This is a genomic window from Shinella granuli (genome assembly GCF_004341885.1).
In the GTDB taxonomy this organism is placed as follows: Bacteria; Pseudomonadota; Alphaproteobacteria; order Rhizobiales; family Rhizobiaceae; genus Shinella; species Shinella granuli.
In genome coordinates this window covers 1-12,659 of sequence record NZ_SLVX01000052.1, presented here as the reverse complement: position 1 = coordinate 12,659, position 12,659 = coordinate 1, and the positions used below count along the sequence as shown (strand labels likewise).

Sequence of the window (12,659 nt, the reverse complement as noted above, 5' to 3'; positions counted from 1 at the left end):
ACGCGCTGACACCAATGATGGTGGCGGCATAATCGAGGCGGAAATCCACTTAGCGAAACGCCCGAAGCTGTTCAGACAAACCGAGCCACCTCTATCTTCGTTATCCCGGACAACGACAGGACCGGCACGGATAAAGCGGATAAGGCCATCGGCCTCCTGCAGGGTATCGCCACAGTGAAGCGCGTCGAGCTTCCCGGCCTTCCCGATAAGGGCGACGTCACCGACTGGATGGAGGCCGGCAACACCATCGACCAACTGCAGGCGCTTGCGAAGGCGGCGATGCCGGTCGTCGCCAACGACAACGATCGCGGCGTGCTTCGTTTCCTCGGCGAAGACAGCGAATTCGTTCCGGAGCCCGAACTCATCAGAAACACGGTGCCGCGCAATGGTGTCGGTTTCTTTGGCGGCCAGTCCGGTGCGCTGAAGACGTTCTTTTCGATCCATGCCGCAACTTGCCTCATGACGGGCGAGCCGCTTGCTGGCCGCGAGATTGAGCGACGTGGTGGGGTCGTCTATCTGGCAGCCGAAGGGGAAGGCACCATCAAGGCTCGCCTGAAAGCCCGCCGCATGCAGATGGAGGATCAAGACGAGGTCTTGCCATTCTTCACCCTGGAGAAATTCGGCTCCATCGAAGATCAAGCCGGATACACCGCCCTCGAAGGTCGCCTCCGGCAGGCGGCGGCTTCAATCAATGAGCGCTTCGACTTGCCGCTGGTGGCGCTGATCATCGACACGGTTGCCGCGGCAGGGATGATTCCAGAAGACAAGGAGAACGATCCCGGCGCATGGCAGAAGGTCTTCCACGCGCTCCAGCCGATCTCCGAACGCTTGGACATTGTGATCATCCTCATCCATCACGCCGGCAAGAACGCCTCGGCTGGCCTTCGCGGCTCCTCCAATGCCCGTGCTGCTGCCGACTTCGCGCTCATGCTGGCGTGCGACCGTGACGAGATCACCGGCGATACGCAAAACCACTACCTGCACCTAGCGAAGAGCCGTGAAGCTCCGGAAGGTCCAATCGCGGCTATCCAGAAACGCGTGGTGGAGATCGCTCGCCGCGATGATGGTTCTCCGATCACGACGCTGGTGCTGGACTTCGATACGGATGGCAAAGGGCCTGCCAAGAAGCTGAAAACCAGCAAGACCGACCGGCCGTTCCGCGAGGCGTTCGAAGCGGCGGAGCTTCATCGTGTCCGCGTCCACGGCGAAAGCACGGCCCCAGAGGTACAGGCCGCAAAGGTCGAGGACGTCCGTGCCGAGTTCGCACGCCGTTATGTGACTGCGCAGTCTGACCCGGTGAAGCGAGCCGATAATGCGCGTAGCGCATTTAAGGTTGCCATCACACGCGCACGAGATGCCGGCGATTATTGCTTCGGAACATGGTCTTCGACGGAATGGGTCTGGCGGATCAAGACAGAATGAAGCCGGATTTTTTCGGATTTCTCCGGAGAAATCCAGAAATCTCCGAAGAGCAATAGCAATCCGGATAGGGGGATAAGGGTGGCCCATTCTTAAAATGGGCACCCATCTTCCCCGTGATTGAGGGTGAAATATCTCCGGAGGGATAGGAGTTTTCCTTAAGGTCTCCGCTCCAAAAATCCGGTAGCAAAATGCAACCAGTTAAGGGAGAAGCACATGTTCTTTCAAACCAAGTCGGGCGCATACTTCAATACCAACCATATCGCTGCGCTGATCCCGTGTCACGACAGCGGAAAGACAACCCGCATCGAGATCGTGACGTCAGGCGGGACGACGCACATCGAAACAATCTTCAATACCCAACTAGAGGATCTGCTTAAGGGGCCGCAAATGGTGCCCGCCGTCCAAGGCTATGAGTGCGTTGCTTGGGGAATGATGGAGAGCGGCGATGACTATGTGTGCCGAAGCCCGATCGTTGGGTGGCGCCTCGACGATTTGGGGGTTGCCAGTCCGGTGGCGATAGAAACGTTTAGCGAAAGCGAGCAAGCGGTCCTCTCGCCAGATGGTCGGGTTATTGCACGGGGAGAAGGCGTCTACGACACCTTAGAGGAGTGGCGGGCCGAGAATCGTCGCCTCAGGGATGAGCGTATCGCGAGGGCGGCCGCATGACCACGAAACCCAGAGATCCCAAGCCAGGCACCCGTGCCCACCGCAACATGCTCATCAGCATCGCGGTCGGCAAATACTACGATGCGCTCGACCTGCTCAAATATGCGGGCGATGACGACGACCAGACGAGCATCTGGCAGCGAGAGCGAGCGGCGAAGTGCGAGGCCAAGCTTCGCGCCGCCGTTGACGAATTCGAGCGCCTTTACGGCAAGCCGAAGCGTAGCGACGGGTTCCCGCTGAACGTCTGGGAGTGCTGCCATCAGCCAGTCGACGTCCGCCAGTTCGATACGGAATGGCGGACGGCGTTGATGGTGGCGGCATAGCACTTGCCGGAAATGAAAAACCCTCCCGTGGTGAGCGAGAGGGCTTTCCGTTAGAACAGCCTACTTAGAACTGCCAGGATCGCCGCCAGATTAACCCGTAGGTCGACAGCCATCCGGACGGTGCCGGTAGACTTGCTGGCTTCGAGAACCAAAGTTGCGTTCATCACGCCACTCCTTCCTCTACGTCCGAAGCCCTTATGGGGCCGCGTATCGGACACCAGACCTTATTGAGGTTTTTTCCGTTTATTCGCGAAACCCTCCCGAAGTGGGTTTGCTTTTCAGCCCGGGGCTACCTCAAGCGCGCGGCCGATCCTTTGTTATTAGTTGGGAATGCCGTCAGTTCGGTTCAAGATCACTGGTAGAACTTATTCTCGGGTGCGGCGATCACAAAAATTCCGACTTGTCAAGAAAAAGCTTGACAAATTTGTAAAAAGAATTTATATTCAGAATCAAGCTCGCCGCACGGCGGCACATGCGCAAGACCCGGAAAGGGCGGCGCTCCACGATGGCCAACGAGGCCAACTTCGCCCGCCAGGGCACACTGGGGAAATCACAAATGACATCTTCGACCGCCCGCGCCACGGCCGCGGACCGCTGGAACCGTTGTGACTACATCCTTGCGGGCCAGCGCCTTTACAGCAACCGCGCCACAGCCCAATGGCTGGCCGGGAAGCAGCCCCTCGCCAGATTCGAGCTGCCGCTCCCACTCACTCCGGAAGCCGAGCGTGCACCGTGGATTCCGGAGCGATTTTTGGACCTGCTCGTCGACGGAGACGACGTCGCTGAGTCCGGTCGGTATGTTTCCACCTCCGAGCGCCTGCGTCGCCTTTTCGGAATCGTCGCGCATTTCGTTGCCATCCGCCACGGCTTCATCCTTCCCACGCATCGTGTCCGCCCTGTCGGCACTCTGGTGTGGATGGAGAACGACGGGCCGACAGCCACATGGCTCGCTCGCGCTATGGCCATTTGGGCTACCCTGCCACCAAACGATTCCGACATCTTCGACCGCGCCGCTTCGACGGAAAAGCCGAAGAATGCCCACCTGGCGGATAGCCTGAACATGCTGCTAACCTGGGCCAGGATGCGGAAGCCCCTATCCCTGTCCGGCACTAATTGGATGCGGCACGACAACGACAACTACGTCGAAGGCGAAGACCGGCCCGCTTCTAATCTCCAGCGGCGCATTCGCCCCGGCTCCAGCGATGCCGAATTGAAATCGTACATCAAGAAGGCCGGACCGACAGTCGAGTGGCGTCACGCTCGCATTGGTGGCGGTGGTGACATTGAGTGCCGGCCGACTGATATTACCCTGCAGACGGTGCCCGACAAAACCGACAGGGCCGGCAAGGTGAAGAAGAGCCACGCGACGATTGTCCGGGCTGGTAAACTTCGGATAGCGAACGGCAAAACCAAGATCCGCGTGGAGAGCATTGAGGCGGGCAAGACCAACATCAGCATGGAACACGTCGAAGAAGGCACCATCCTCCATCAGCCGGACAAGTTCGGAGAGCTAATGGGGCCGGAGCCCGACCCGGCCGAGAAGGTGCGCGCTGCGTCGTACTGGTCATCTCTTTACAAGGTCGACCGTTCGTCCGTGGTCGAGACCGGCGAAGACGGCAGCGAGAAATTACGATTCCTCCCGCGCGGCAAGATGCGCCGGAAGGTTCGATTCACGGCAGAGGACCATGCCGTACTTCTGGCTGGTCCGCGACCGCCGGTCACGCGCTACCCGGACGGCCTGCCTCTCGGGTCAGAGGACATCAGTGCCTCCTTCGTCGGCGGATGGATATCCAGCCCGAAAGGCAAGCAACCAGCCGAGCGCTGGGAAGACATCTCCGATGAGATGGCCCGGCAGGGCGAATTCGAACGATGGGCTGCTGCTCTTCCGGCCAACGAGCGGAAGGCGTTGAACATCGCTAGCACCGCTGCCAATCTGGAGGAAGTCGGTGAGGCTTTCGGCAAGAAAGAGAAGACAGCCGAACGGTTCGGGAAGAAGATTCTCAAGGCCGCCAACGAAAATCTGAAAAAACTTGCTGCCGCCTAGTCCCCAAAATGCATCTGGGCGGCAATACAGGTAGAGGGCAGAACGCGCAGCCTCCACACGGACACAGCAGGCGCCAAGCCCTCGAGCTCTTTGCCGCCCCCAGCGGCCCTTCTTATTCCAATCGCGCCGGGCCTCTTCTCCCCGGCGCGGTCTCCGCGTCGTCGCGGTCATCCGCGACGCGGGGCCAGTCTCCGTGGATCGCGTTCTTGGACGTCCGCGATCATCTGACCGCTCCTTTCGAGGAGCGGTCTTTTTTTACCACCACAATCGTGACGCCCAGCCTGCGTCACAGAGAGGAGGCCATCTTGACCTTCAACAACGGCGACCTGGCGGGCCTCCTCGGTCTGTCGGAAGCCGCCATTCGGCAATGGCTATGCCGCGCCCCGGCGTTCCACCTCGGCGCGGTCCGCGGCAAGGCCCGAATCTACAACCACATTGAGGCCGTCACCATAGCCATCGCAGCGGAGCTTTTCCGCCATCGTCTCGGTCGGCCGCACGAGGTTCTACCCATCGCTCGCCAGATCGCGACGTCAGGCGCAGACGCCATCTGGGTCCATCGGCCCATCGGCGGCCCGATCACCACCACCACCGACCAGCCCTCCAGCACGGCCATCCGCCTTCCACTTGCGGAACTGCGGCGCCGGCTCTCTAAGCAATGAAAGGAATCCCGTTGGGAAAACTGATCAACAAGATACTCGGCAAGTCGTCCTCCGCCGACCTCGCCGCTGCAATCACCAAGGCGCAGGCCGAACTGGCGGCTGCTGAAGCCGCGGTCGCTGATGCCGAAGCGCAATACGACGCCAACCTCCTCACGGCCGACAAGAAGTCGCTTCGCGCTTTCCTCGACGCGAAAACCGAAGCGGGCATCGATGTAGACCAGGCGCGTGCTCGCATCCACCGTCTCGAGCGGGACCACGAAGCCGCCATCGAAGCTGAAGCCGAGTCCGAACGCCAGGTCGCTTACGATCGCGCGAAGGAACTGACAGCTATCGCCCGCAAGAAACTCGGAGACTACGAGAGGGCCGCGATGCAGATACGGGGCGTCCTTCGCGCAATCGCCGAGGCGGACGTGGCCGTCGAAGCCGCCAACGAAAACCTTCCCGCCGGCGCCGCTCGCCTGGGCAAGGCTGAGGACGTTCGCTCTTCGCCGAATCTGTACAAAGAGGTCACGAAGGAAGAGATCGTCGAGCTCTGGGCCTATATCGGCGATCAGCGCACGCCCGTTGAGCACCAACACCGTGTCCGCGTCGAGCATGTCGGCAAACGAATCCGAAGCCGTTGGAGTGAAGACGACTTCGACGAGGGCGGCTGGGAGAAGGGCTACTACACCACAGACGGCGGCGGCACGATCGAGGTTGTGAAGCGGCGGTTCGTCAAGCGTACCTTCCTGCCCGACGACACGGGCCATTTCGCTGCGCCTCTCCATCAGAAGGTGGAACTGCCGCCAGCAATCGTGGGTGGGCCTGTCTTCTTTGAACCCGGCAGTTACCACGCGCCAGGCCTCCTCGCAAAGCTTGATCAGCCGCTTCCGCCCCGTCGTATCCGCGCAGAACGCAAGCCGGAGGTCGAATACGTGCTCGCCCCCAAGGAGACTGCCGATGCGGCTTGACCTCTTCGGTGTCGTCGGGGAGGACTTCACCCCGACGACCGTTCGCGCCGCGCTGCCGTACAGCGGCGACATCACCGTCGCCATTAATAGCGGCGGCGGCATCGCCGTCGATGGCAGCGCGATATACAACATTTTGTCCGGCCACCGCGGTAAGGTTCACGTCGAAATCATCGGCATCGCCGCCTCGGCGGCAAGCCTCATTGCCATGGCGGGCCATACCATCACGATGCTGGACGGATCGATATTGATGATCCACGAGCCGCACAACTTCACCTACGGCGACTCTGACGCGCATCAGAGGACGGTGGAGCAGTTGGAAGCCCATGCGGTTGCGTACGCCAAGGTTTACGCGAAGAGGGCTGGAATCTCCGAGGCAGCGGCCCGCCAGGTCATGAAGGCGGAGACCTGGTATACGCCCGACGAGGCCGTCGCAGCGGGGTTCGCAACCGCAGTGGTTGATCGTCTGGCTGTCCCTTTCGCTCGGGTCGACAAGAAGTACGAAGCGCGGATGCAGGCCGTTCACGCACGCGCCGCCGCCTCCCCTCGGGGCCTACAGAAGGTTGCGGACACCAAGGCGTCATGGGCCCGCGTTGTCGCCGCCATGAACAAGTCGATGGGCTTTGCGCCTGCCGCGCCGCCGGAGGAGCCGAAGCCGAAGGTCGAGCTGACCGGCTGGGCAAAAATCGTAGAGGCGAACAACGCCTTCGTCCGGCGCCACCGATAGCCCCCTCGGTCAGGAACCCTATCCTAGTCCGACCGCCCAGCGGACGCGCAGTCCTCGGCAGTCGAACTTTAGCGACCTCAAAAAGGGGGTAACAAGTGCGGACACCAATCCAGAATCCGCCTCCCGCGTTCTGTAAGCAGAGTGCTTACGCTCGATATCGAGGTGTGAGCCGCAAGACCGTCACCGTCTGGAAAGCTAAAGGATTACTTGTGCTTAACCAGCATGGGGTTGTCGACGTTGCCGCGACTGACAAGCTTCATTTGGGTCACTTTGGCGTTCTGAAGCTTGCCAAAGACCGGTAACAGTCGCGGACGCTCTGGTGTCCGCATTTGTTACCTCTGCGGACACCTCACCCACAAAACCACTTCACCATCGCCCGGCCATTACGCCGGGCTTTTCGTACCGAAAGGAACCACCCATGACCGTAACCTACACCCTCCGCACGCCGATCGAACACAACGGCACCACTTACCAGACCCTGACCTTCCGCGAAGCCACGACCGGAGACCTTATCGTAGCCGACAAGTTCGACGGCCCGAACGGCAAGCTGATCGCTACCTTCGCCTCTATGGCGGACGTGCCGATTCAGGTGTTCAAGCAGGTTCCGATGCGTGATTTCAACAGAATCGCAGTCGCCGTGGCTGACCTAATGGGGGAGGAAGAGGAGGTGGGTGGCGCGGCGTAGTCGCCCTCATCGCCTCCGAACTGAACACCCCCGTGAACGTCATTGAGCAGTGGCCGCCCGACAAGACCCTCGATTGGTACGAGGCGGCCGTCGAACTCATCAAACTGAAAAATGGAGGCGGCCGTGGCGAAACGGCAAGCTGAGCTCGTCCTCTCGCTCACCGACAAGGTGAGCGGAAGGGCGAAGGGTGTCCACGCCGCCCTCGCGAAGTTGCAGATGATGGCGGCCCGGAATGCGGCCGCCATGGACGCTATGCGCGGCCGCATGTTCGACGCTATTGCAGTCGGATACACCTTGGCGCGGAGCCTCACGGCTCCCGTGAAAGCCGCGGTGGCATTCGAGTCAAAGCTCGAAGACATCGGCCAAAAGGCCGATATTCCTCAGAAGCGGCTCGCGGAACTCGGTAAGCAACTTCGCCTGATCGGCCGGCAGACGAACCAGGCCGGCAGCGAAATGGCCGAGGGCATGGACACCCTTCTCGGCCTCGGCGCTTCTGAAGGTGACGCCCTGAAGCTCCTGCCGAATATCGGCAAAGCAGCTTTCGCATATAAGGCGTCCATCACAGACCTGTCATCGGCCGGGTATGCCGCTCTCGACAACCTAAAGGTCCCTGCTGACCAGTTCGGCAAAGCTCTTGACGCAATGGCCCAGGCTGGCAAGGCAGGCGCCTTCGAACTCAAGGACATGGCCCAATATTTCCCGGCTCTCGGGGCGGGGTATCAGGCTCTGGGGCAGACCGGCGTGCCAGCTGTGGCTGACCTTTCCGCCGCCCTGCAGATAGTCCGCAAGGGCACAGGCGACTCGGCTTCGGCCGCGACGAACCTTTCGAATGTCCTTCAAAAGATCCGCGCACCGCAGACGATCAAGGCGTTCAAGAAGATGGGCGTCAATCTTGAGCGGGAGCTGAAGAAGCGTGCCGAAGCGGGCATGAGCCCGATTGAGGCCATCGCGGACATCACCAACAAAACCCTTAAGGGCGACCTCGGGAAGCTTGGCGACCTGTTCTCGGATGCGCAGGTCCAGCAGGGTCTTCGGCCCCTCATCCAGAACATGGAAGAATACAAGCGGATTCGAGCCGAGGCCATGGGGGCGTCCGGCACGGTAGAGGCAGACTTCCAGCGCCGAATGAAGACCTCGGAAGGCGCACTCCTCCGCATGCAAGCCGCGCTCGAGAACATTTCCGCATCGATCGGATCGGCCCTGCTGCCAGCTCTCAACAGCGTGATCGACAAGGTTGCGCCGATTGTCACCGGCATCGCCGATCTCGCGGAACGCTATCCGGAAGCCACCGCTGCCATCGTTGCCGCTACGGCTGCCGTGGTGGGATTTAATATCGCCATGACCGCCACCCGCTTCGCGTTTTTGTGGACCAAGGGCGGCATCCTGTCCATGGTGATTCCGGTCGCGCGGCTGGCTTCGCACTTTACCACGGCGGCGACGGAAGCCGTTGCGTTGCAGCGGTCCCTGAAGGCGCTCTCCACGTCGAAGAACGCCGGCATGGCCGCCATGCTTGACGGGGGGCTCAACGGTGCGGGCCTAACGAAACTTGAAACGGTGCGCGCCGCTCTCGGCGGTATGGCGGCGGCCGTGCCAGGCGTAACCGCAATTGGGGGCGCCCTCACTACCGTTGGTGCTGCACTGGCCACCATCTCCGCGCCCGCATGGTTCGCCATCGGTGCAGGGGTCGCCATTGTTGCCGGAGCCGGTCTGGCGCTCTGGCAGAACTGGGATCGTATCAGCGGCGTCGTGACGGGCGTTGCCCGCGCGATCGGCGAGGAACTTCAGCCTGCCATCGATTTCTTGTGGCCTGTGCTCGACCCGTTCGCGCAGTCGTTCTCCGCACTCGGGGATGCTGCAAAATGGGCATGGGAGCAGTTCAAAGAGGCGGCTAGCTGGCTGGGTTCGTTGTTCCAGTCGAATGACCTGACACGCCAGCATCAGATGGTCATCGAGGATAATGCTTATGCGGTGACGCGAAAGCTGATCGACGGCTTCAAGGCCCTAAATTCGGCGATGTTCCAGGCGGGCGTCGACATGATCCAGGGCATCATTGATGGCGTGACCGCGAAGGCGGCGGAGCTTCTGGCGTGGTTCACGTCTCTGCCGGAAAAGATCAAGACGGCGATCGGTCAGATCGATGTTTCCAACATCATCAAATGGCCATCTCCTCCGGGCTGGCTCTCCAGACTATGGGGTGGCGAATCCAGTGGCGGCTCCGCCGAATCCACCTCGGCCGTTCCGAAGCGCGAGCGTGGCGGGCCGGTGCGAAGCGGTGGCTTGTATCTTGTTGGCGAAAAAGGTCCGGAGTTGTTCAGTCCGGGCGCGTCAGGGATGATCTCGCCGCACGATGCATATCGGGCGGCTGCGGCGGGCTCGGCGGCATCAGCCAGTGGCCCGGTCCGGAGCGTCGGCAACACCTTCAATTTCTCACCCACCTTCAACGTCCCCGCTCGGCAGGATGCGGAATCCTTCGCAGCGGATGTCATGCGCATCCTCGGCGAGAAAAATAAAGCGACGTGGGAAAGTTACGACGGAGTCTTCACATGATACCCAGAATGCCCGACCAGCAGCTTAGTCACATTGGCGTGCGTATCGCTGATACGGAGCGCCGCAACAACAACCGACGGCGAACCGGCACGATCGCGGAAGGCCCCGACGATAAGGGCCGCTACCGCGTTGAGCTCTCACGCCAGGGCGGCGTGCCGTACCTGTCCCCGTGGATCCGAGCCAGGACCGTAGGCGCTGGCGCGGTTAAGATGGACGTGATCTATGCCGTCGGTGAGCAAGTCGACGTAGTTTCCGAAAGCGGCGACCTGACCGACGCCCGGATCGATTTCGGGACGTATAGCGACGACAATGCCCGCGAGAATGGCGAGAACGTGCCGCTCCGGCTCAAGGTGGGCGACTCCGTCATCGAGGTCAGCGGCGGGGGTATCACCCTCAAGGCGTCGAAGATCGTGCTGGATGGTGAGGTTCACCTCGGCGGAGAGGGCGGGCAGCTTCTGCACCGCAAGGGCGATGCTGACAGCGACGGCGACACGGCGGTTGGTTCGGCCAGCCGGGTTTATGCGGTGTAGCCATGTTGACGATCAACATAAAGGGCGACGGCCTTGCCCTATTCACCAGGGCGACGGCGGCCCTCAAGTCGCCGCGCAAGGCCGGCCAGGTCTTTTCCCGTGCGATCAACGAAACCGGACGCGTAGGGGGCACGGCGGCAGGCCGTGCCCTTGCCGTTCAGACGGGCCTCCAGAAACGCACCACGTTAAAGGCGGTGCGCCGGAATGTCACCAAGTCGACGCCGACCACCCTGACCTACGTGATCCATGGTCAGGGTGGTGACATCAGCCTGAAGCACTTCAAGCCGCGCGAGACAAGGATCGGCGTCAGCGCCGCTCCTCGCGGCGTGCGGCAGGTCTTCCCGTCCAGTTTTATGAAAGCAGGTTGGTGGCCAAAGCGCGTAGCCAAGCCCAACTGGAACGGGCAGGTCTTCGTGCGCGCGAACACGGATGGCTACTCTTACAACGCCGTGAAGAGCAACCCCTTCGTAAAGTCGGGCGTGTTCAAGCGTGAGCGGACAGGAACAAAGTTCCTGAAGCAGAAGTCGGGCGTCTTCATCCCTGTCGAGATGCTGCGCGGCGAAGTCGCTAAGGTTTGGGATCAGACAGCCGAACGGCTTGAGCCCCGCGTCATCCACCACATCAATAGGATGACGGGCGGGCTGTTCAAGTAGGGCGGCAACACCTCGGCAACACCGCAACAGAGCCAAAACCCGGCTTTTGGCCGGCAACGTTGCCGAGCTTTTCGAGCCTGTGGGTAGGCGAGCGCCGGGACGTCCGACCCGCAGGGGTCGTTTTTTGGCTGGAGAGGGACCCGACCCGGAGGGGGTATGATCCGAATTTCACACATGAACCGGCTGCCCGGCCGTGTCGCCTGCACCTTCACCGCAGGGGTCGGCGGCCTCGTCCTGCCGGGCTGTGCCCTCATACGGCGCGGCGATGGCTATGGCCTTTCGGTGCCGCGCATAGGTGCACCTGGGGAGACCAGGGCGGCGCCGCTTAGTCCGACACAACTAGCCGAACTCGAGCGAGTGGCAATCGCCCATCATGAGGAAAAAAGAACATGATAAACATCAGCAATATGCGCCCCGGACCAGGGGGCGCCAAAGCGACATTTGACGCTGAGATTGAGGGATGGCTGCTCCGTGACTGCGTCATAGTCCAACGGCCGGACGGAAACTTGTCGGCGCTGCCACCGACCTTGCGCGGTGGGCAGCGAGCCGTCCAGATACCTGACGAGCTTTGGTTTGATTTCATCAATGCCGCCCGATCAGCGTATCGGCGGATCAGCCGTGAGGAGAAGTGGGACGAGATCTGCGCCGGTGAGCAAGCGGCGTTGGCGGCGGCGGGGATTTGATGATGGTAACTCGGGATGAATTGATTAGTCCGGAAATGTTGAAGGCCGGCGAGCAAGCGCTTCAGGACCATATTGATCAATGCTCGTCAGACTTTGTGGTTTCAGAGGTTTTCCGGGCAATGATTGCCGCCAGTGTGGGTCACCTCGCGCTGCAATATACAGACCAAGAAACATCAGGTAGTGGCCACATTCCCATATCTCATCGGCAACGCGCCGAATAACCTTCAAATCGAAGTCGTATACCCGCGTCAGAGGTGCGCCCCGGTTTGAGGGCTTGAACAGCTTATCGCCAGAGAAGTTTATCCAACTGTGGGCGATGATATTTCTGTTCTGCCTGCATATATTCGCAACCGCTAGTCCGTGCTTGATGTGTTCCAAGACGATAGCATCGGCCTCTTTCAATTCGGCCAGACGCAGTGACGTTTCGATCATTTTTGAAACGTCCATCGAAAATGTGAAATGGGCTGCCTCTACATCGCCCATCCCTGAATAGCGAGATAGGAGCGATCTTATCCCGTCCTCGACCAGATTCGAGTAGAGCACCACTAGGCCGACGGCGTGAGCCCGATCGCGGGAGATAAGTCCGTCATTATGGTTCCAGGCGTCGTCGGTCATAGTCTATTCCTTTTGGAGAGTGCCAACATCGCATCGCGATTCACGGTTGTCGACCCCTCAATCCCGCCCCACCTTAGCCAGCACGAAATCATTGGCCTCCCGGTTGCCGCACCGCGTGCACCGCAGTTTCGGCTCGAGGGTGATGATCATCCGTGCCC

13 protein-coding genes are annotated in these 12,659 nt (G+C 60.8%); 12 read left to right on the top strand and 1 reads right to left on the bottom strand.

Annotated features, from left to right (window positions below; genetic code table 11):
- The first annotated feature begins 174 nt into the window (after positions 1–174).
- The 12 genes from EV665_RS31040 to EV665_RS30985 all read left to right on the top strand — a co-directional run bounded on the left by EV665_RS31040 (position 175) and on the right by EV665_RS30985 (position 11,886).
- Positions 175–1,422, top strand: coding sequence for an AAA family ATPase (locus EV665_RS31040; RefSeq protein ID WP_162853225.1), 1,248 nt, complete (start codon positions 175–177; stop codon positions 1,420–1,422).
- Positions 1,423–1,635: 213 nt separating this feature from the next.
- Complete coding sequence (locus EV665_RS31035; protein WP_133037128.1) at positions 1,636–2,088, top strand: hypothetical protein; 453 nt, start codon at positions 1,636–1,638, stop codon at positions 2,086–2,088.
- Positions 2,085–2,411 carry a hypothetical protein gene (locus EV665_RS31030; protein WP_133037127.1) on the top strand — a complete coding sequence of 109 codons (327 nt, stop codon included), beginning with the start codon at positions 2,085–2,087 and terminating at the stop codon, positions 2,409–2,411. The genes EV665_RS31035 and EV665_RS31030 overlap by 4 nt, the downstream gene beginning before the upstream one ends.
- A gap of 505 nt (positions 2,412–2,916) precedes the next feature.
- Positions 2,917–4,455 carry a hypothetical protein gene (locus EV665_RS31025; protein WP_133037126.1) on the top strand — a complete coding sequence of 513 codons (1,539 nt, stop codon included), beginning with the start codon at positions 2,917–2,919 and terminating at the stop codon, positions 4,453–4,455.
- A 305-nt stretch (positions 4,456–4,760) separates the two neighbouring features.
- The gene (locus tag EV665_RS31020; protein ID WP_133037125.1) at positions 4,761–5,114 is read left to right on the top strand and encodes a hypothetical protein; all 354 of its coding nucleotides are present in this window, start codon (positions 4,761–4,763) and stop codon (positions 5,112–5,114) included.
- Positions 5,115–5,125: 11 nt separating this feature from the next.
- Entirely contained in the window at positions 5,126–6,064 is a 939-nt protein-coding gene (locus EV665_RS31015; RefSeq protein ID WP_133037124.1) for a hypothetical protein, read from the top strand.
- On the top strand, positions 6,054–6,788 hold the full coding sequence (locus EV665_RS31010; protein ID WP_133037123.1) for a head maturation protease, ClpP-related: 735 nt from the start codon (positions 6,054–6,056) through the stop codon (positions 6,786–6,788). Before EV665_RS31015 ends, EV665_RS31010 begins: the two co-directional genes overlap by 11 nt.
- A gap of 418 nt (positions 6,789–7,206) precedes the next feature.
- A complete protein-coding gene (locus EV665_RS31005; RefSeq protein WP_133037122.1) occupies positions 7,207–7,473 on the top strand; it encodes a phage tail assembly protein in 267 nt (88 codons plus the stop codon).
- A gap of 123 nt (positions 7,474–7,596) precedes the next feature.
- Positions 7,597–10,020, top strand: a complete 2,424-nt coding sequence (locus EV665_RS31000) for a phage tail tape measure protein (RefSeq protein ID WP_162853224.1) — start codon at positions 7,597–7,599, stop codon at positions 10,018–10,020.
- A gap of 8 nt (positions 10,021–10,028) precedes the next feature.
- Positions 10,029–10,550 (top strand): phage baseplate assembly protein V, encoded by a 522-nt coding sequence (locus tag EV665_RS30995; RefSeq protein WP_245507894.1) that lies wholly within the window; start codon positions 10,029–10,031, stop codon positions 10,548–10,550.
- Between the two features lie 2 nt (positions 10,551–10,552).
- Positions 10,553–11,203 carry a hypothetical protein gene (locus EV665_RS30990; protein WP_133037119.1) on the top strand — a complete coding sequence of 217 codons (651 nt, stop codon included), beginning with the start codon at positions 10,553–10,555 and terminating at the stop codon, positions 11,201–11,203.
- Positions 11,204–11,592: 389 nt separating this feature from the next.
- The gene (locus EV665_RS30985; protein ID WP_133037118.1) at positions 11,593–11,886 is read left to right on the top strand and encodes a hypothetical protein; all 294 of its coding nucleotides are present in this window, start codon (positions 11,593–11,595) and stop codon (positions 11,884–11,886) included.
- A 24-nt stretch (positions 11,887–11,910) separates the two neighbouring features.
- Here EV665_RS30985 and EV665_RS30980 read toward each other — a convergent pair whose 3' ends face one another.
- Positions 11,911–12,501: a hypothetical protein gene (locus EV665_RS30980; RefSeq protein WP_133037117.1), complete on the bottom strand. Its 591-nt coding sequence runs from the start codon at positions 12,499–12,501 to the stop codon at positions 11,911–11,913.
- Positions 12,502–12,659: the final 158 nt, after the last annotated feature.